The organism is Aeoliella mucimassa, from assembly GCF_007748035.1.
GTDB classification, from domain to species: Bacteria; Planctomycetota; Planctomycetia; order Pirellulales; family Lacipirellulaceae; genus Aeoliella; species Aeoliella mucimassa.
This window is the reverse complement of the sequence record NZ_CP036278.1, coordinates 3,669,666-3,688,327: the sequence shown is the minus strand read 5'-3', so window position 1 is coordinate 3,688,327 and position 18,662 is coordinate 3,669,666. Positions and strand designations below refer to the sequence as shown.

The 18,662-nt window shown below is 57.2% G+C and carries 13 protein-coding genes; 2 read left to right on the top strand and 11 right to left on the bottom strand.

The window, feature by feature from the left end; all coding sequences use genetic code 11:
* Nucleotides 1-253 precede the first annotated feature (253 nt).
* On the top strand, nt 254-1,375 hold the full coding sequence (locus Pan181_RS14535; RefSeq protein WP_145247582.1) for a PEP-CTERM sorting domain-containing protein: 1,122 nt from the start codon (nt 254-256) through the stop codon (nt 1,373-1,375).
* A 241-nt stretch (nt 1,376-1,616) separates the two neighbouring features.
* Here the strand turns inward: Pan181_RS14535 and Pan181_RS14530 are convergent, their stop codons facing one another.
* From Pan181_RS14530 to Pan181_RS14500, 7 genes are all read right to left on the bottom strand, one after another.
* Nucleotides 1,617-3,608: an acetyl-CoA carboxylase biotin carboxylase subunit gene (locus Pan181_RS14530; RefSeq protein ID WP_145247580.1), complete on the bottom strand. Its 1,992-nt coding sequence runs from the start codon at nt 3,606-3,608 to the stop codon at nt 1,617-1,619.
* A gap of 3 nt (nt 3,609-3,611) precedes the next feature.
* Nucleotides 3,612-5,144, bottom strand: a complete 1,533-nt coding sequence (locus Pan181_RS14525) for an acyl-CoA carboxylase subunit beta (protein ID WP_145247578.1) — start codon at nt 5,142-5,144, stop codon at nt 3,612-3,614.
* A gap of 123 nt (nt 5,145-5,267) precedes the next feature.
* Entirely contained in the window at nt 5,268-6,377 is a 1,110-nt protein-coding gene (locus tag Pan181_RS14520) for an alpha/beta fold hydrolase (protein WP_145247576.1), read from the bottom strand.
* Nucleotides 6,374-6,754: a hypothetical protein gene (locus Pan181_RS14515; protein ID WP_145247574.1), complete on the bottom strand. Its 381-nt coding sequence runs from the start codon at nt 6,752-6,754 to the stop codon at nt 6,374-6,376. Before Pan181_RS14515 ends, Pan181_RS14520 begins: the two co-directional genes overlap by 4 nt.
* Before the next feature lie 147 nt (nt 6,755-6,901).
* Nucleotides 6,902-7,921 (bottom strand): dihydroorotate dehydrogenase-like protein, encoded by a 1,020-nt coding sequence (locus Pan181_RS14510; protein WP_145247572.1) that lies wholly within the window; start codon nt 7,919-7,921, stop codon nt 6,902-6,904.
* Nucleotides 7,911-11,498 (bottom strand): pyruvate:ferredoxin (flavodoxin) oxidoreductase, encoded by a 3,588-nt coding sequence (nifJ, locus tag Pan181_RS14505; protein WP_145247570.1) that lies wholly within the window; start codon nt 11,496-11,498, stop codon nt 7,911-7,913. The genes Pan181_RS14510 and nifJ overlap by 11 nt, the downstream gene beginning before the upstream one ends.
* A gap of 173 nt (nt 11,499-11,671) precedes the next feature.
* Complete coding sequence (locus Pan181_RS14500; RefSeq protein WP_145247568.1) at nt 11,672-12,103, bottom strand: hypothetical protein; 432 nt, start codon at nt 12,101-12,103, stop codon at nt 11,672-11,674.
* A 271-nt stretch (nt 12,104-12,374) separates the two neighbouring features.
* On the opposite strand from Pan181_RS14500, the gene Pan181_RS14495 reads away from it, so the two are divergent.
* Nucleotides 12,375-12,875, top strand: coding sequence for a polyhydroxyalkanoate synthesis regulator DNA-binding domain-containing protein (locus Pan181_RS14495; protein WP_145247566.1), 501 nt, complete (start codon nt 12,375-12,377; stop codon nt 12,873-12,875).
* Between the two features lie 100 nt (nt 12,876-12,975).
* Here Pan181_RS14495 and Pan181_RS14490 read toward each other — a convergent pair whose 3' ends face one another.
* The 4 genes from Pan181_RS14490 to Pan181_RS14475 all read right to left on the bottom strand — a co-directional run bounded on the left by Pan181_RS14490 (nt 12,976) and on the right by Pan181_RS14475 (nt 18,432).
* On the bottom strand, nt 12,976-14,211 hold the full coding sequence (locus Pan181_RS14490) for an SDR family NAD(P)-dependent oxidoreductase (RefSeq protein WP_197528359.1): 1,236 nt from the start codon (nt 14,209-14,211) through the stop codon (nt 12,976-12,978).
* Nucleotides 14,212-14,492: 281 nt separating this feature from the next.
* Entirely contained in the window at nt 14,493-15,923 is a 1,431-nt protein-coding gene (gene gltA / locus Pan181_RS14485; protein WP_145247564.1) for an NADPH-dependent glutamate synthase, read from the bottom strand.
* Between the two features lie 42 nt (nt 15,924-15,965).
* The gene (locus Pan181_RS14480; RefSeq protein WP_145247561.1) at nt 15,966-16,868 is read right to left on the bottom strand and encodes a sulfide/dihydroorotate dehydrogenase-like FAD/NAD-binding protein; all 903 of its coding nucleotides are present in this window, start codon (nt 16,866-16,868) and stop codon (nt 15,966-15,968) included.
* A gap of 358 nt (nt 16,869-17,226) precedes the next feature.
* Nucleotides 17,227-18,432, bottom strand: coding sequence for an AraC family transcriptional regulator (locus Pan181_RS14475; RefSeq protein ID WP_145247559.1), 1,206 nt, complete (start codon nt 18,430-18,432; stop codon nt 17,227-17,229).
* Nucleotides 18,433-18,662 lie beyond the last annotated feature (230 nt).

The window sequence follows — 18,662 nt, the reverse complement described above, 5'->3', positions numbered from 1 at the left end:
CAGTAGCCGACTGTGTGGGGGGCGTGTGGAGCGAAAGCACCAACCTGCCATGAGCCGCATAGCGATGCTGGTCATTCGCTATTCAGCCTGGCGGCAGGCCGCAAACTGCCGAGATTGTGCACCAACCTAGAGTCGGATTGCTTGTGTTCTAAAGGGCCCAAGCTTAAGCTATTGCGAGGACGCGAGAAGCAGGCACTTTCAAGCGTAAACTTTTCTGTATACATCTTTTCGTTTTCTTCTTTGGAGGAGCATCATGAAAGTAGTGTGGAGTCTTGCGCTCGTGGCCTGCCTGGGTCTCACGATGCAAACCGCGTCGGCCTTGGAGGGGTTCCTTTCGCCGAGCGATTCAATTCTCGCCATCGATACTGATGGCTATCAGCCGAACAGCAGTTTCCCTGCAGGCGAGGCCCCCGCCAAAGCCATCGACGGCACTCTGAACAAGTACTTGAACTTTGCTAAACTCGGTACTGGTTTTATTGTGACGCCTGCGGGCGGTAGCTCGGTGGTTCAAAGCTTGCAGCTAACCACCGCCAACGACGCCGAAGCACGCGATCCTTCCTCCTTCGAATTGTGGGGCACCAACGACGCGATTGTTAGTGCTGAGAACAGTGCTGGTTTGGACGAGAGCTGGTCGCTCATTAGCTCAGGGGCTCTCTCGCTCCCCTCCGATCGCGACACCCTGGCACCGCTAGTCGATTTTTCCAATGGCGATGCTTACACCTCCTACAAGTTGCTATTCCCAACGATCAAAGATCCTGGTGCCACGAACTCGATGCAGGTCGCAGAGGTATCGTTCTACACGGATACTTTGGGAACTAGCGCCGACGTGCTGAACGATGGCGATGCCATTATTGCTGTTGGACAATCGTGGGATAGCGATTATCCCAACCTTGAGTCGCCAGCCATGATTCTCGATGGCGATTCGAGCACCAAGTACCTGAACTTCGGTCTTGAGAACACCGGTTTCATCGTCACGCCGGCCGCCGGCCCGATGGCTCTGCAAACGTTCCAGATCACCACTGCCAACGACGCGGAAGAACGTGATCCCGTTGGTTGGGAGGTGTATGGTACCAACGACCCGATCACCAGCGCCGACAACAGCGACGGTGTCGCCGAGGCATGGGAATTGATCGACTCGGGTGCCATGGAGCTTCCGGTTGATCGTTTGAAGAAAGGTCCGTTCGTGATCGTCGATAATGATACGGCCTACGCTTCGTACAAGATGGTCTTCCCTACTCTTAAGAATGCCGGTGCCACGAACTCGATGCAGATTGCTGACATCCAGTTCTATAACCAAGCTGTTCCAGAACCCTCGACCTTGGCCCTTACGGCTCTCGGCGCGGCTCTGGCTTTGGTGGTTGCACGCCGTCGTTAATACCTGAGTGGATAGCAGTTGCTGTCGTAGCCTGAACGCGTACTGTTAAGGTTAGCCTGGGGAGGGAACGACTAGCCGCTGCACCACTATTCAACCTGGGTTCCAAACTCAGGGCGAGAACAAAACCGATTGCAGACTTGCTTGGTGCGGTCTGCAATCGGTTGTTTTTATGTAGATGCCTTCTGCGGTGAGTTGACGGAAGCACTTGTCCCGGCGATCGCTCAGAAGCTGCTCGAAGTGTTCATTCGAACTCGAGAATCGGTTGATCCACTGCCAGCGTGGCTCCCACTTCGGCGTTGACTACTTTAATGGTGCCATCGTGCTCGGCGCGAAGCACATTTTCCATTTTCATCGCTTCGACCACGGCCAAGTCCTGCCCACTCTTCACCTCTTCGCCAGGTTCGACGAGCAGCTTCGACAGCAGACCCGGCATCGGCGATAGTAGGAACTTCGACAAGTCGGGCGGCTGCTTTACAGCCATCTTGGCGAGCAATTCGGCCGCGCGGGCGGTCAGCACCATCACGTCGACCTGTGCGCCCCAATGGAACAAGCGGTAATGCAGGTTGCGGCGTTCCACTTGCAGGCAAACCGCGTTGCCGTTGATCGTGCCGCGAAACACCGGCTGACCGAATTGCCAGTCACTGAGCACTTCGTAGTGCCGGCCTTGATAGGCGACCTCGTGCCCCGGACGCCCTGACAAAGGCTTCACGTGCACTGGATGCTGTTCCTGGTTTATGATCACCACCCAGTCGTCCTGGATCTTCCGCTCGTAACCAGGCAACTGGCCACTAATCGCAGCGGCGCGGTCCATGTACCGCCGGTGAATCGTCGCGGCGGCCGCCACGAGCAAAGGTGGATCCTGATGCACGACATCCTGCGGGTTGAAGCCCTCGGGATACTGGTCGCCAATTAAGTTGGTGCTAATGTTACCTTCGCGGAACAGGGGGTGATGCACCAGCGCAGCCAGGAAGCTGATGTTGTGGGCGACGCCGCGGATACAGAACTCGTTTAATGCGTCGCGCATCGATTCGATGGCCGCGGTGCGAGTCGGCCCATACGTGATGACCTTGGCAATCATCGGGTCGTAATGCATCGAAACTTCGCTACCTTCGTAGATGCCGGTGTCGACGCGGGTGGTACTCGACTCTTGGGGAGGGCAGTAGCGTACCAGGCGTCCAATCGATGGCAAGAAGTTGCGGAACGGGTCCTCGGCGTACACGCGTCCTTCGATCGCCCAGCCTTTGAGCTTCACGTCGGCTTGCTGGAAAGCGAGTGGCTCGCCAGCGGCGACGCGAATCATCTGCTCTACTAAATCGAGCCCCGTGACGTATTCCGTGACGGGATGCTCCACCTGCAACCGAGTGTTCATTTCCAGGAAGTAGAAATTGCGATTCGCATCGGCAATGAACTCCACCGTGCCGGCCGATTGGTAGTCGACTGCTTTGGCCAGAGCGACCGCCTGGGCCCCCATGGCTGAGCGGGTCTTCTCATCGAGCAACGGCGACGGGGCTTCTTCAATCACCTTTTGATGTCGCCGCTGCAGCGAACATTCCCGCTCGCCGAGATAGAGCGTATGGCCGTGAGCATCGGCGAGCACCTGAATTTCGATATGGCGAGGCTGTTCGATGAACTTCTCGATAAACACACGGTCATCGCCAAAAGCGGTTTTAGCTTCACCTGCTGCGCGTTCAAAGCCGCTACGGCATTCTTCGTCGTTGTAGGCAACACGCATCCCTTTGCCACCGCCGCCGGCGCTGGCTTTAAGCATCACGGGGTAGCCAATCTCGCGCGAGACCTCCACCGCATGATCGCTGTCGCGAATCACCCCCGTGTAGCCAGGCACGGTGTTCACGCCGGCCTCGATGGCGATTTTCTTGGAGGTGATTTTGTCGCCCATCGACGTGATCGCGTGGGGCTTGGGCCCAATGAACACGATGCCCGCCTTATCGAGCGCCTCGGCGAACGCGGCATTTTCCGACAAGAACCCATAGCCGGGGTGCACCGCTTGGGCGCCGGTTTGTTGGCATGCTTCCACGATGCGATCGATCCGCAGGTAGCTCTCCGCCACCGGCGGCGGGCCAATCAGCACCGCTTCGTCAGCCATTAGCACGTGCAGCGCATCGCAATCGGCCTCGGAATAAACCGCGACAGTAGCAATGTCCATGCGCTGAGCGGTCTTGATGACACGACAGGCGATTTCGCCGCGATTGGCGATCAGTATTTTGTCGAACATGGTCTATAGGGGGATGTTGCCGTGTTTGCGCCAGGGATTTTCCAAGCGTTTGTCGCGGAGCATTGCCAGCGATCGGCAAATGCGCCCACGAGTCAGGCGCGGCATGATGACGTCGTCGATGAACCCTCGCTTTCCCGCGATAAACGGGTTGGCGAACTTTTGTCGGTACTCTTCGGTTAGCTCCGCAACGCGCTCGGGGTTATCCCGTTCTTCGCGGAAAATGATTTCTACGGCCCCTTTGGGACCCATCACGGCGATCTCGGCGCTCGGCCAGGCGAGGTTCACGTCGCCGCGCAGGTGTTTCGAAGCCATCACGTCGTACGCTCCACCATACGCTTTGCGGGTGATGAGCGTGATTTTGGGAACCGTGGCTTCGGCATAGGCGAACAGCAGCTTCGCGCCGTGCTTGATGATGCCGCCGTACTCTTGGGCAGTGCCTGGCATAAATCCCGGCACGTCGACAAACGTGAGAATCGGAATGTTGAAGCAATCGCAGAACCGCACGAAGCGAGCCGCTTTGATGGCCGAGCGAATGTCGAGGCAACCGGCCAGTACCAACGGTTGGTTGGCCACGATGCCGACAGGGTTGCCCTCCATGCGGGCGAAACCAGTAATGATGTTCTTCGCGTGCTCCGGTTGCAACTCGAAGAAGTCGGTGTCGTCGACGATCTTGAGAATCAGCTCCTTCATGTCGTACGGTTTCGTTGGACTCGATGGCACCAGCGTATCGAGCGACACTTCTACCCGGTCGGCAGGATCGGGCGTGGGGCGATGCGGCGGCGGCGTCCGGTTGCTGGCCGGCAGGTAATTGATGAACCGGCGGACCATGGCCAGCGCTTCCACATCGTCCTCAAAAGCGCGGTCGGCAACGCCCGACTTCGTCGAGTGAGTGATCGCTCCCCCCAGTTCCTCGTGGGTGACTTCCTCGTGCGTAACCGTTTTCACCACCTCGGGGCCGGTGACGTACATGTACGAACTGTCTTTGACCATGAAGATGAAGTCGGTCATCGCCGGCGAGTAGACCGCTCCGCCAGCACAGGGCCCCATGATCACCGAAATCTGCGGAACCACGCCCGAGGCCAGCACGTTGCGCTGAAACACCTCAGCGTACCCCCCGAGCGAGGCGACCCCCTCCTGAATGCGGGCGCCGCCCGAGTCGTTCAGGCCGATCACCGGGGCGCCGACCTTGATTGCGTGATCCATGATCTTGCAGATCTTTTCCGCGTGAGATTCAGAGAGCGAGCCCCCTAGCACGGTGAAATCCTGGCTAAACACAAACACTACTCGACCGCTTACGGTGCCATAGCCTGTAACGACGCCATCGCCAGGAATGCTCTCTTTATCCATGCCGAAGTCGGTGCAGCGATGCTCGACAAACATGTCCCATTCTTCAAACGTTCCGGGGTCGAGCAGCAGCTCGATCCGCTCGCGGGCGGTCAGTTTGCTTTTCGCGTGCTGGCGATCGATTCGCTTTTGACCACCACCCAGCTGAGCCGCTGCTCGTTTGGCTTCTAATTGTCGTACGATCTCTTGCATGTTGTCTGTGGGGGTAGGAGGTTGGTCGCCATGATAGCAAGCTCGCGGAGCGACGCCTGCTCGGCATGGTGGAATCGACGTTCTCGGGACCTATTTTTACGGATGCGGCGAATCCCTGCTATATCAGGTTGCGGGAGTGGAATGTTCGGCTATCCAATGTGTCACACGTGGCCATAACTCGCGATGGGCTCGTTGGCCGATGGCCAGACCCAAGTGTCCCGCATCGATCGACAGCGCGTCGTAACCATCGGTTCCTATCAGGTATTGTAGCGCCTGACTCGATTGTGGGGGTACGAGGTGATCGCGCGACGCGGTGATTGATAAGGTTGGTGAGCGAATATCTTCCAAACGTATCGGCGTGCTGTCGAGCATCACTTTGCCAGCGACCAGGCGATTTTCCTGATACATCCATTTCACGTATTGCCGAAATGTAGCGCCAGCCACCGGAATGCTGTCGCCAGCCCACCGTTCGAGGGCCAGCAGATTCTGCAAGTAAGCCTTCGAAGGAGGGTCGCGCGTCATTTCGAGCATGTGCTTCAAGCTGACTCGTACCGGCTTCATCAATTGGAAGCAAGATTGCAGGAACCAGCCGGGGCAGTTGCCGTACACGTCGATGAAGCGATCGACGTCAAAATACTCGGGCCGCGCCCAGAGATTCAGCAGCCCGTCGCCGGCATGGAAATCGATAGGAGTCGCGAGCAGCACCAGATTGCGGATGAGTGTTGGGCGGAGCGACGCGTACATGGCCGCCATGGTGCCCCCCATGCAATAGCCGAGCAGTGTTACCTGGTGCGATTCGGAGGTTTCGATGGTCAGTTGCACCGCATCGTCGAGCGCGCGGCAGACATAATCGTCGAGACCACGGTCGCGATCCTGGTCGGTCGGTATTCCCCAATCGATCATGTAGACATCGAAATGCTGATCGAGTAATCGTTGAACCACACTGCGGTTGTTGGGTAGATCGAGAATGTAAGGGCGATTCACCAGCGAAAAAGCGATGAGTATCGGCTCGGTCCATCGCGACGGTTCAGCGGAGCGGAAACGGAGCAATCGTTGCCCTTGCTGCTGGTGCACCACTTCGTAGTCGGTGGCGCCGGAGTAGGTTAGGTCGTGAGTGGGAGAAGAGTCGTTGGGACCGAAGTACTGTTGCCAGAGGTCGAGGGTTTGCTGCTGAACACTGGCGTGCCATTTGAGAAGCGAGGCGAACAGTTCGTCAGGAGGGATGGAGGTCATGGCGGCCCCTCCAGTCTCTTGATTCGTTGTTCGAGTCCAGTCAGACGCTTTTCCACTTCGGAAATGCGGGCAATGACCGTGTCGATATCACAGCTTTCGTTTGCGGGAGCAGCAGGAGGCTTTGCCGAGCTCTTGAGCGCAATCAAGGTTTCGATATGCAGGCGGAAGAGCTGCAAGAACGAGGGGCTTCGCAAGTACTGATCGACCATCTGCCCGGTCGATTCAATCCAAGCCTCGGCTGGATCGTCGCTGGGGCTCGAAGGGCCGGGGGCCTGACTGGCAGAACCGGTCCATTGCTGGGTGTAGAGTGCCCAGGTGTCCAAGAGTGGACGCAAAAAAGGATCAACCGAGTTGGAAGCGTCTGGGGGATCACGCATGATCGACCCTTCCATCAATGGCCTACCGAATTGTTACCGAAGCGTCGCTGTCGCTTGGTCGCGTCGCGGGCGGCGCGACGACCTCTCCCCACACAACACGTGTGTGGGGAGAAGCGCCAAGCCTATTTTATAACACGAAGACTCCACCTAGTGAGGGCTGGTGTACTCCGTGGTGTAGTTCCGCAGGGCTTTCATGTAGTTAGCACGTACCAGCTCGCTAGGATTCGAGCTATTCGCGCAACTCATGCTACCCTGAAGTTGTTGAACCGACACGTACTCTTTCTGCTCCAACCAGGCAGTCATGTCGTTCAAGATCGTCGTCAGCTGGTTGGGGCCTTTCATTAGCAGCACGCTAGCCAGCATCAGCACATCAGCACCAGCAAGCAGCAGCTTGATGGCACCTTCCATGCGATGAATGCCGCTTGTCGCTGCCAGCGAGGCGGAAACCTGATCGCGAAGGATCGAGATCCAACGGATCGGCACCCGAGCTTCGTGGCGATTGCTCAATACCAGGTCGGGGTAGAACTCCAACTCATCGAGATTGATGTCTGCCTCGAGGTATCGATTGAACAGCACCAAGCCATTCGCGCCGGCGCCCACGAGCTTTTGCGCGAAGTTTGGCAGACTGGTGAAGTTCTGTCCGATTTTCACTGCCAGGGGAATGCTAACCGACTCGCGAACCGCGGCCACCAGGTCAACATACTGACCTTCCACCTGATCGCCAGTCATGTTGACGTCGGTTGGAATGAAGTAAATGTTGAGCTCCAGGGCATCGGCCCCTGCGTCTTGCATTTCCTTGGCGTAACGCACCCAACCACCCTTCGACGAGCCATTGAGGCTGCCGATCACCGGGATCGACAGCGTTTTCTTGGCTTCTTCGAGACGCTTCAGGTACTCGTCGGAACCTTTGTCGTACTCAGGGAAGGGGGGGAGGTTTGTTAGTGCTTCGGGGTTCGAGTCGGTGTGAAAGTCGTAGAGATTCGAGATCTCGAGTTCTTCGTGCACCACTTGTTCTTCGAACAACGAAGGCATCACTACACACGAAGCGCCAGCGGCTTCGAGTTTACCCAGCATTTCCATGTCGCCGGTAAGCGGCTGGCAAGCCGCCACGGCGAGGGGATTCTTCAGGGTAAGTCCTAGGTACTGGGTTTTAAGATCAACTGCCATTGCTATTCACAGCTCCATTGAGTTCGTCCAGAATCTCGCGTTCCACGCCAGCCATTTGCTCATAGTAATGCCAGCGATCATCGATATCGCGTTGGGCCAGGTCGAACAGGTAATTTGCATGTTCGGGGTTGGTGCGAGCCAGCATGGCGAAGCGACCTTCGGTCATGGCTAGATCGCGGAACTGCTTGGTCGGCTTGCGGCTGTCCAAGCGGAACGGTTGTTTGCCCGATTGGGCTTGTCGCGGGTCGTAGCGGTACAACGGCCAGAAGCCCGACTGCACGATGTCCTTTTGATGCGACATACCGGTTTCCATGTCGATGCCGTGGGCGATGCACTGGCTGTAAGCCAGAATCAGCGACGGCCCAGCGTACGACTCTGCTTCCTGGAACGCTTTGAGCGTTTGGTTCGGATTCGAGCCCATCGCAATCTGCGCGACATAGACGTTGCCGTAAGCCACCGCGATCATGCCAAGGTCCTTTTTGCGAGCTGGTTTACCACCAGCGGCAAACTTAGCGACCGCACCTCGCGGAGTGGCCTTCGACATCTGGCCACCTGTGTTGGAGTACACGCCGGTGTCGAGCACCAGAATGTTAACGTCCAATCCCGTGGTCAAAATGTGGTCGAGACCACCAAAGCCGATGTCGTAGGCCCAGCCGTCGCCGCCGACGATCCAAACGCTTCGCTTCACGAGCGAGTCAGCGATGGCCATCATCTTCGCGGCATCGGGATGATCGGAGCCTTCCAGCTTCGAACGGAGGGTAACTACCCGCTCGCGTTGGGCGCTGATTTCGGCTTCGCTCGTCATCGGAGCGTTGCGAATCGCAGCGACCAGGTCGTCGCCAACCACCGATGCGACCTTGCCAAGTAGGTACTCAGCGTACTCGCGTTTCTGGTTGACCGCCATGCGAAGGCCAACGCCGAACTCGGCGGTGTCTTCAAACAGCGAGTTGTTCCAGGTCGGACCACGGCCGGCACCGTTCACGCTGTAAGGCGTGGTCGGCAAGTTGCCGCCATAGATCGACGAGCAACCAGTGGCGTTGCCAATCATGGCTCGATCGCCAAACAGTTGGCTCATGAGCTTCAGGTAGGGAGTTTCGCCGCAACCGGAGCAAGCACCCGAGAACTCGAACAGTGGTTGCAGAAGTTGCGAACCTTTGACGGTCTCGATCTTTGCCGCAGTGCGATCGACTTCGGGTAGCTCGAGGAAGAAATCGAAGTTCGCCCGCTCTTTGTCGAGATGCGGTTGCTTCTCTTCCATGTTGATCGCTTTGTGCTTGACGACTTCCTTGCTCTTGGCAGGGCAGACGTCGACACACACACCACAGCCGGTGCAGTCGTCGGGGGCCACTTGGATGGTCACCAAGTGGTCTACCAACTCCTTACCCTTCCACGGGCGCGACTCGAACCCTTCGGGCGTCGATCCATTGAGCGACGAAGCGGGGTACGCTTTTGAGCGAATCGCAGCGTGGGGGCAAACCAGTGCACAGAGACCGCATTGGATGCAGATGTCGGGATCCCAGATCGGAATCTCCTGAGCGATACTGCGTTTCTCGTACTTCGCCGTGTCGGTGGGGAACGTTCCGTCGATCGGCAATGCACTCACTGGCAGCTTGTCGCCGAGTCCGGCGATTAGCATCGAGGTCACGCGCTTCACGAAGTCGGTGCCGTTGTCGGCAACCAGGGCTTCGCGTTGCTTGGTGCTTGTCGCGGAAGCGGGCACGGTTACTTCGTGCAAAGCGGCCAAAGCTCCATCGACGGCTGCGTAGTTGCGTTCGAGCACCGACTCGCCGCGGGAACCGTAGGTCTTCTTGATCGCAGTTTTAATGTGATCAATCGCTTCGGTGCCAGGCAGCAGCTTGGCGAGCGAGAAGAAGCAGGTCTGCATGATCGTGTTGATCCGCGTACCCATGCCAACTTCGCGAGCCACGGTATAGGCATCGACAACGTAGAACTTCAGTTTCTTGTCGATGATCTGCTGTTGGGCTTCCTTCGGCAGGGTGTCCCAAACTTCGTCTGGCCCATACGGGCTGTTGAGCAAGAACGTTGCCCCAGGTTCAGCGACCTCGAGCACGTCCATCCGCGACAGGAAGTTGAACTGGTGGCAAGCCACGAAGTTCGCCCGATCGATCAGATAGGTCGAGTTAATCGGGCGGGGGCTGAATCGCAGGTGCGAAACCGTGACCGATCCCGACTTCTTCGAGTCGTACACGAAGTAACCCTGAGCGAACTTGTCGGTGTTCTCGCCGATGATTTTCACCGAGTTCTTGCTGGCGCCGACGGTTCCGTCGCTACCGAGCCCGTAGAACACTGCCCGCATGACGTCGTCGGGTTCGGTGGAGAATTCAGGATTCCACTTCAAGCTCAGGTGAGTGACATCGTCGACGATGCCGACCGTGAAGTGCTTCTTCGGTTCGGCCGCTTTGAGTTCGTCGAACACACTGGCGGCCATCGCCGGGGTGTATTCCTTGGACGATAGACCATAACGGCCGCCGATGATCGTAGGAATGCTCGCCAGCTTGCCCGCTTCGGACAATGCGGTGATCACATCCTGATACAGCGGTTCGCCGATTGAACCAGGTTCTTTCGTGCGATCAAGCACCGCGATCGACTTGGTGGTCGCAGGAAGCGACTCGATGAAGGCGGGCACGTCGAACGGACGATACAGCCGCACTTTCACCAGACCGACTTTCTCGCCGCTGACAACGAGTTTGCCAACCGCTTCTTCCGTAGCACCGATGCCGGAGCCCATCATTACGATCACGCGTTCGGCGTCGGGAGCACCCACGTAGTCGAACAGGCCGTACTGGCGACCGGTCAACTGACCGAACTGCTGCATCATTTCCTTCACGATGTCAGGCACAGCCAAGTAGAGCGGGTTCGAGGCTTCGCGAGCCTGGAAGTAGACGTCAGGATTCTGAGCGGTGCCGCGGAGAATCGGATTATCGGGGCTCATGCCTCGCTCGCGATGAGCGGCAATGAGATCGTAATCCATGAACGACTTGACGTCGTCCATCGAAAGCTGGGCGATCTTGTTCACTTCGTGCGAGGTTCGGAAACCATCAAAGAAGTGCAAGAAGGGAATCCGGGTTCGCAGCGTGGCCGCATGAGAAATCATGGCCAAGTCTTGCGATTCCTGTACCGAGGCCGAAGCCAGCATCGCCCAACCGGTTTGGCGAACTGCCATCACGTCGGCATGATCGCCGAAGATCGACAGGGCGTGCGTGGCAAGCGATCGAGCCGCGATGTGAAAGACCGTTGGTGTTAATTCACCAGCAATCTTGTACATCGTGGGAATCATCAACAACAAGCCTTGCGACGCGGTAAAGGTGGTCGACAACGCTCCTGCCTGCAAGGCACCATGCACCGTGGCCGATGCGCCGGCCTCGCTTTGCATTTCGATGACACTGGGAACCGTGCCAAAAATGTTCTCCCGCCCTCGAGCCGACCAGGCGTCGGACAGTTCCCCCATAGGTGAGGCGGGAGTGATAGGATAGATGGCAATGACTTCGCTGGTTTGATGAGCAACGTAGGCAGCTGCCTCGTTACCATCGAGGGTTACATATTTTGCCGCACTCACTGATAGAAACTCCTTTAATAGGTGGATGAGTCTTGCAGCAATATCAGCACGCGAGGCAGTACTGCTGACCTTTCCGGATCGAGCAGACGGGAGGTGCGAACAACCTTGGTCTACCCAAGCGGAGGCGGAATGGTTAACTCCGCACCTCCCGATTCTAACTTGCTACTTTAAGTTTAGGTACCGGCCTTCGTTGTTAACTCACTCCACTTATGAACTGCTTCTTGAAATTCATTAAGTTGCGTCTCCGAGATCTCGCGGACGCATTCAAACGTCTTGCGAAACATCTGCTCAATCCGGCGACGGAACTCTTCGGGATTACTCGACTCGGAAACGCGCAAAGCCTCTTCTAACGATTCCAGGGCCATTTGGTACTGTTGGTCGAGGGAAACACGGTGCTTACGGGCTATATCGGAAATAGTCCGTACCCACTCGTGCTGAAAATCCCGGACTTTGTCCACCCAAGCGGCTTGTGGCGTGGGAAACCCTGGCCACATCGAGCCCCAATGGCGAAACACTTCTTGCTGCATCTTCAAGTTCGACTCTGCAGCTTTCCGGAAATTATTAAAGACCTCGTCGTACACATTATCGGCGGTGTCGGTAGTCATCTTACTACCTCCTTTCTCGTGGGTACTAGGGCGTTAACCTCTTCTTCATCAATTCGAATCTTTAGCATCGGGGGACTTGTAGTTTGGCAAGCGCGAACGCACCATGTCGCCGATAACTAACGGAAGAACTTCTGAAGGATTTGTTCGTTATCACCTCCCATCTAAAATGTGACCGTGTGGCCAATCGCTAGTTGTGTGTCGTGAACGTGTTACAATTCAATTAGTTGCGAGTCTGTCGAAAACATTAAGCAACATTCAGGGTGATCGAACCATGCCCGACTCTCGATTTCAAATCAAACGATATCCCAATCGTCGCTACTATGCGAAACCGCTCAGTAAGTATGTTTCGCTACAGGAAATCGAACAATTGATTCAGGAAGGGCAAACGGTTGAAATCCGCGACAGCCAAACTGGCGAGGAGCTGACGCGTGCGGTTCTGACACAGATCATCGTCGAGCGGCATCCGGACAAAATGGAACTCTTTCCAACCGACTTGCTCCACTTCATCTTGCGGTCGAACGACACCATGTCGAGCTTCCTACGCGACTACTTTCGTCAGTCTCTCACCTACCTCGATTACCTCTATCGTCACAGCCCTGGGGCTCCTCGCCTGGCTCAACCCATGCATTGGGTGAAAACCTGGCTCGACTCGGTGGTAACCAAAGGAGGCGACCCGCAGCCGGCCTCGCCCACCGGGGATCAACTGCAGTTAACCGAGCGAATGAATCAGCTCGAAGAGCGGTTGAACGAACTCGAAGGGCGAGGCGAATAGCTTGCGGAAATCTTTTCCCTGTGGTCGCAACGCAGTCGCTTCTGTGGATGCAGATCGCAACTGCGTGTCTTCTACGTGCGTGACTCCTTGTGGTGGTTGCTTACGCAGGCGGATGCCATCCAGCATCGGCCCATAGTTCGCCGCTGACCGCCGAGTTCGAAATCATGAAGCAAACCGCATCGGCGATTTCTTCGGGGCGAATCAAACGACGCAGTTGGGTATAAGGCAGCACGTACTTGTCGAGGAACTCTTGTCCCAGTGCGCGTGCCATGGGGGTATCGGTAAATCCGGGATGGATGATGCCGCAGCGGACGCCATAGTAAATGGCTTCCTTCATCAGCGTGGCACCGGCTCCTTCGAGGCCTGCCTTGGCGACCGCGTAGGAGATTTGTCCCTTGTTTCCCTGCGACGAAACCGAGCCCAGGAACACAATGGCACCTTCCATCGGCTCATCGGGTTCCCATCGCTTCAGACCGCGACGACGACGGTCTTCGGCAATGCGAGCCACCATTTCCATCGCCCAGTAAATGGGGGCGATCAGGTTGATCTCGGTGACCTTACGGAAGTCGTCGATCGAGTAAATCGACGCCTTGCCGGTTTCCTTGTCGAGGCGAACACTCAGGTTGTCGCGAGTAATGCCGGCCGCGGGAACGCAGATTCGTACCAAGCCGTGGCGGCTGGACACCTCGTCGAACACCCGCGAGCGGAATTCACCGTCGCTAGTGTCGCCGATCATGACGTCGGCCACTTCGCGGCCGACTTCTTTGTTGATGGCTTCAGCGGTTTCGTTCACCTTATCGCTGAGATCAACCAGCACTACAGCGCGGGCGCCGCGGCTTGCGAGTTGATGAGCGACTGCCGCGCCGATGCCGCTTGCCGCACCGGTGACAATGGCAACGCGTTGGGCGATGTTCGTCGCTCCGCCTGTTTGATACGCCGGGATCTCTGCCAGGATGCCATCCACCGAAGCGGGCGTACCGTTTGTTGGTACTACCGCAGCGGGAGCTGGGGCTGGAGTGGGAACGCTCGGTGCTGGTTTGCCGACTTGCGTCGGCAGGCGTTGCCAGATGGCTTCGAAGGATCTAATCGCGGTGTCGAATTGTTGGTCGATCAACTCCTGTTGATTCTTGGCTAGATTCACCATGGCATCGGCCCAGCCATGCTGCATCTGCAGAAGAGGGGTAAGCCAGCCCTGACGTTGCTCAGAATTGCGGGGCCAGAATTGGCTCCAATCGTAGAGATACTTGCTTTGAGCCCTCATACCATCGCTGGCCGATTTGCGGAGAGTATCAAACAACTCCGCATAAGGATTACTCGGTTTTTCTTTGGCAGCCATGTCGATTCCTCCTGTACAGAACGTTTGCTGACGAGAGAGGCCTCCGCTTTAGGCGGGAGGAAATGCAAATCGCGTGCCTTACAAATTGCAACCGAATGCGTGGCAAATGCCGTGTGAGGCGTCCATTGCTGCAAGTGCGTAAAGGCCAAAGCCTTTTTGATAAAAGGGTTTACGTAGTAATTCTCCGAATGTGTGCTGAGGTCTCAAGCAATGAGTCTGCCCGGTGAGCGGAAATGACAATGTTGTGCGGCACCGCACGATTGCGGTCGCCTGGTCGGGGGTTACCACTCGCCGGTGGTGAGGTATTCGTGAATCGATTTCGCCGCCTTGCGGCCTGCGCCCATCGCCAGAATTACCGTGGCCGCACCGCTGACAATGTCGCCGCCGGCGAACACTCCCTCACGGGTGGTTCGCATGCTCTCTTCGTCGGCGATGATGTATCCCCATTTGTTCGTGTTCAGCCCGGGAGTGGTCGACTGCACCAGCGGATTGGCACCCGTGCCGATAGCGATCACAGCCACGTCGAGCGGCATCACAAACTCCGATCCCTCGACCGGTACCGGGCGCCGCCGGCCGGAGTCGTCGGGCTCGGCGAGTTCCATTTTCTGAAGTTTGACGCCGGTCAGGTAGCCTTCGTCGTTGCCGAGGAACTCGACCGGGTTGTGCAGATTAAGGAATTGCACCCCTTCGTCCTTGGCGTGATGCACCTCTTCCGCCCGCGCGGGCATTTCTTCTTCGCTACGACGGTAAACGATATAGGCGTTCTTCGCGCCGAGTCGCAAGGCGGAGCGTACTGCGTCCATCGCGGTGTTGCCACCTCCCATTACTGCGACGTTGCGGTCTCGGCACTCATAGATCGGCGAGTCGGAATGCTCGCGGTCGTAAGCCTTCATCAGGTTCACGCGGGTTAAGAACTCGTTCGCCGAGTAGACCCCACCGAGGTGCTCGCCCGGCAGGTTCATGAACTTGGGCAAACCAGCACCGGTGGCAACGAACACCGCGTCGAACCCTTCTTCGTTCTGCAATTGGTCCATGGTGACGGTCTTGCCGACGACGACGTTGGTCTCAAACTTCACGCCCATCTTCCGCATGTTTTCGACTTCGCCTTTGACGATGTCTTTCGGTAAGCGGAACTCAGGGATGCCATAGACAAGCACGCCGCCGATCTCGTGCAGTGCTTCCATCACGGTGACATCGTGCCCTTTGAGCACCAGGTCGCCCGCGCAGCTAAGCCCCGCAGGACCGCTGCCGACGATGGCCACCTTCTTGCCGGTAGCGGGAGCGCGCTGGGGCAGGCCGACTTGACCGGTCGCCCGCTCGTAGTCGGCGACGAAACGCTCCAGGTGGCCGATAGCCAGCGAGGTGAATCGCTTCGAAAGCACGCAGGCGCCTTCGCATTGATTCTCCTGCGGGCAGACGCGTCCGGTCACGGCTGGCAGTACGTTGTCTTCGCGAATCTTGGCCGCTGCTTTCAGGTATTCGCCTTCGAGCACGAAGTCGACAAACTCCCGTACTTGCACACCAACTGGGCAGCCGTGGCTGCACTTGGGGTCGGCGCAGGTCAAACAGCGTTGCGCTTCCTTCTCCGCAATCGCTGAGTCGAGACCCAAGTTCACTTCCTCGAAGTTACAGGCACGCTGCTCGGCATCTTGCTCGGGCATCGATTGCCGAGGGATCTTCATGCGTTCTTTAGGGGGCAGGCGATCAGCCATGATGGTAGCCTTGGGCAGTGAGTGGTCGGTGAGCGTATGCGATTACTTGGTTTTGGGGCCGACTTCAGGGTGTTGGTGTTGCAGTTGGCAATGCTTGATCTGTGCGACTTGCGTTTCGGGATCAGCTTCGAGGTCCGCAACCGCTTGTTGTTCGTGAGGGCGATACATTCGATTGCGCTGGGCGAGGATCGTGAAGTCGACTTCGTGGGCGTCGAACTCGGGCCCATCCACGCAGGCAAACTTGCTGGTACCACCCACCTGCACGCGACAACCGCCACACATGCCGGTGCCGTCGACCATGATGGGGTTCAAACTAACGATGGTCTTAATGCCATGTGGTTTGGTGACGTCGGCAATCGCTTTCATCATAGGTATCGGTCCGATCGCCAGCACGTGGTCGATCGTCACTCCGTTGTCGATCAGTTGTTGCAGCTTTTGGGTAACAAAGCCTTGCTCGCCATAGCTACCGTCGTCGGTCATCAAGTGCAGTTCGTCGGTGGTCGCCCGCATTTCGTCTTCAAGGATCAATAGTTCCTTGTTGCGGGCGCCGACGATCCCGATCACGTGATTGTCGGCAGCTTTCATGGCGACCGCAGTAGGATATGCAATCGCGGTGCCAACCCCGCCGCCAACTACGACTACGGTTCCGAAGTGTTCGATTTCCGAGGGTTCGCCAAGTGGTCCGACCACGTCGGCGAGTGCGTCGCCGGCTTCGAGCATGTTGATGAGCTTGGTGGTCTTGCCGACGCCTTGCACGATGATGGTGATGGTGCCAGCGTCGGGATCGGAGTCCGCAATCGTCAGCGGCACTCGCTCGCCATGCTCGGCTTCGACCCGCACAATGACAAACTGCCCCGCCTGTCGCTGGCGAGCCACACGGGGAGCCTCGATGCAAATTCGCTTGACATCAGGGGCGAGAAACTTGGCCTCGGTGATCGGAAACATGACGCTAGTGTTTGTTCGAGGGTGACTTGGCGAAAGTATGCCACCATACGGAAGCTGTTGTTGCCTAGCAACAGACCGCCTGCAGCGATACGCGGGGCTCGATAGAAAGTCCGTCTGTAAAGCCGAAGGAAAAGGTGCCAGGCGACAGTCGGCGAAGTGGCAACCATCGCGATGAACAAAAATTGATTATCGACAATTGAGTCTAAAACTCAATTATCGATTGTCGGAAACGCACGATCGCTTGGGAAGAGAGCGGTTTGATCTGTGCGATATCGCCCAGATCGCCATGGGCAAGGCAATCACGGCTCAAGTGTTCGGGCGAATTGAGCAGCTTAGGGTAGCTGGTCGGGAGCTCGACTCAGCTTTCGATCTGCTGAGAATCGACCGTGAGTAGCCGCACGCCTGCGCGATATTTGGCCGGAGTCATGTCCAAGCAGCGACGAAACACTTGAATCATGTAACTGGCCGAGCTGTAGCCGGCCATCTTGGCGACTTCGGGAATCGGGAAGTCGGTTTCTTCGAGCAAACGCTTGGCATGGTCGAGTCGCATGTTCTGCAACTCCACTGCGATGGTATGCCCAACCGCTTTGCGAAAACGGGTTTCGATGTCCCGACGAGGGCGTCCCGAGGCGTTGGCCACGTCGGCCACCGATACCTTCTCGCCGCGGGTGCTGTGGATGTACTCCAGCGCGGTGATCACCGACTCGTCGCCGATGTTGTAGGAGTTGGTCGATTCACGCTCGACCACGCGGACCGCCTGCACGGGAATCGTGATTCCCTTGCGGGGCAAGCGTCCCTTGCGGTTCATCATGCTGTTGAGTTTCTCAGCCGCCATGTACCCACCCATCACCCCGTTAAGGGCTACGCTGGTGAGTGTTGGGTAGGCAAGCTCGCAGAATAGTTCGTCGTTATCGACGCCGATCACGGCAACGTCTTTCGGAACCGACAAATCTGCCATTCGGCAAGCTTCGAGCACTTGCCGACCGCGAACGTCGTTACAGGCCATGATCGCGACTGGGCGGGGCAGGGTGGTGAGCCACTCCACCAGTTGTTCGCGTTCGAGTTCCCAGTGCAGTTCGCTATCGGCTGGGGGCTCGTAGATGTTGATCTTGAAGCCCGACTGCTTGATGTACTTGGCAAAGGCTTCTTCGCGATTCTTCGACCAGATGCGTCCGGCTACGCCGACGAAGCCGAAGTGCTTGTGATTACGTTCGAGTAAGTGATCTACGGCCAGCTTGGCGACGCCATCGCTGTCGACCGACAGGTTGGTGACCCGCGACAGTGGATTGTTGGGATCGAGTTGTCGCTCGTTCATGTCCAAAGCGATCGTGGGAAGATCGGCTTTGATCACGGCTTTTTCGAGTTCTTCGTTCTCGAGTCGGCAGATGATGCCATCGCCGTTCCAGTGACCCATTTCCGGCAACATCTGTTGGAAGTCGCCTGGATTGAGCAAAAAGCTCCAAGGACCATGCAAACTCGAAAAGCGAGCCACGCCGAGGCCGACTTGTCTGCCATACCCACGAGAGGTTTCAACTAATAAAGCTACCTGGCGAGTCTTTCGCATCCCACAACTCAAAAAGTGGTATTAGGTGAAAAATATAAATTGAATGACGGTTGCTTCGTGCTTCCGCTAGGCAAACCAGCAGCATCGCGGAGAAATATCTACATATCTAGAATGACACACGCAGGGGCCACTGCCAACCGCAAGTTGCCCTTTCGAGGAAAAGAATAGGCCAGAAATCTCCTTTTTGACCGACTGGACAGCCGGACAGATCGAAGATCATGCCGCATGGC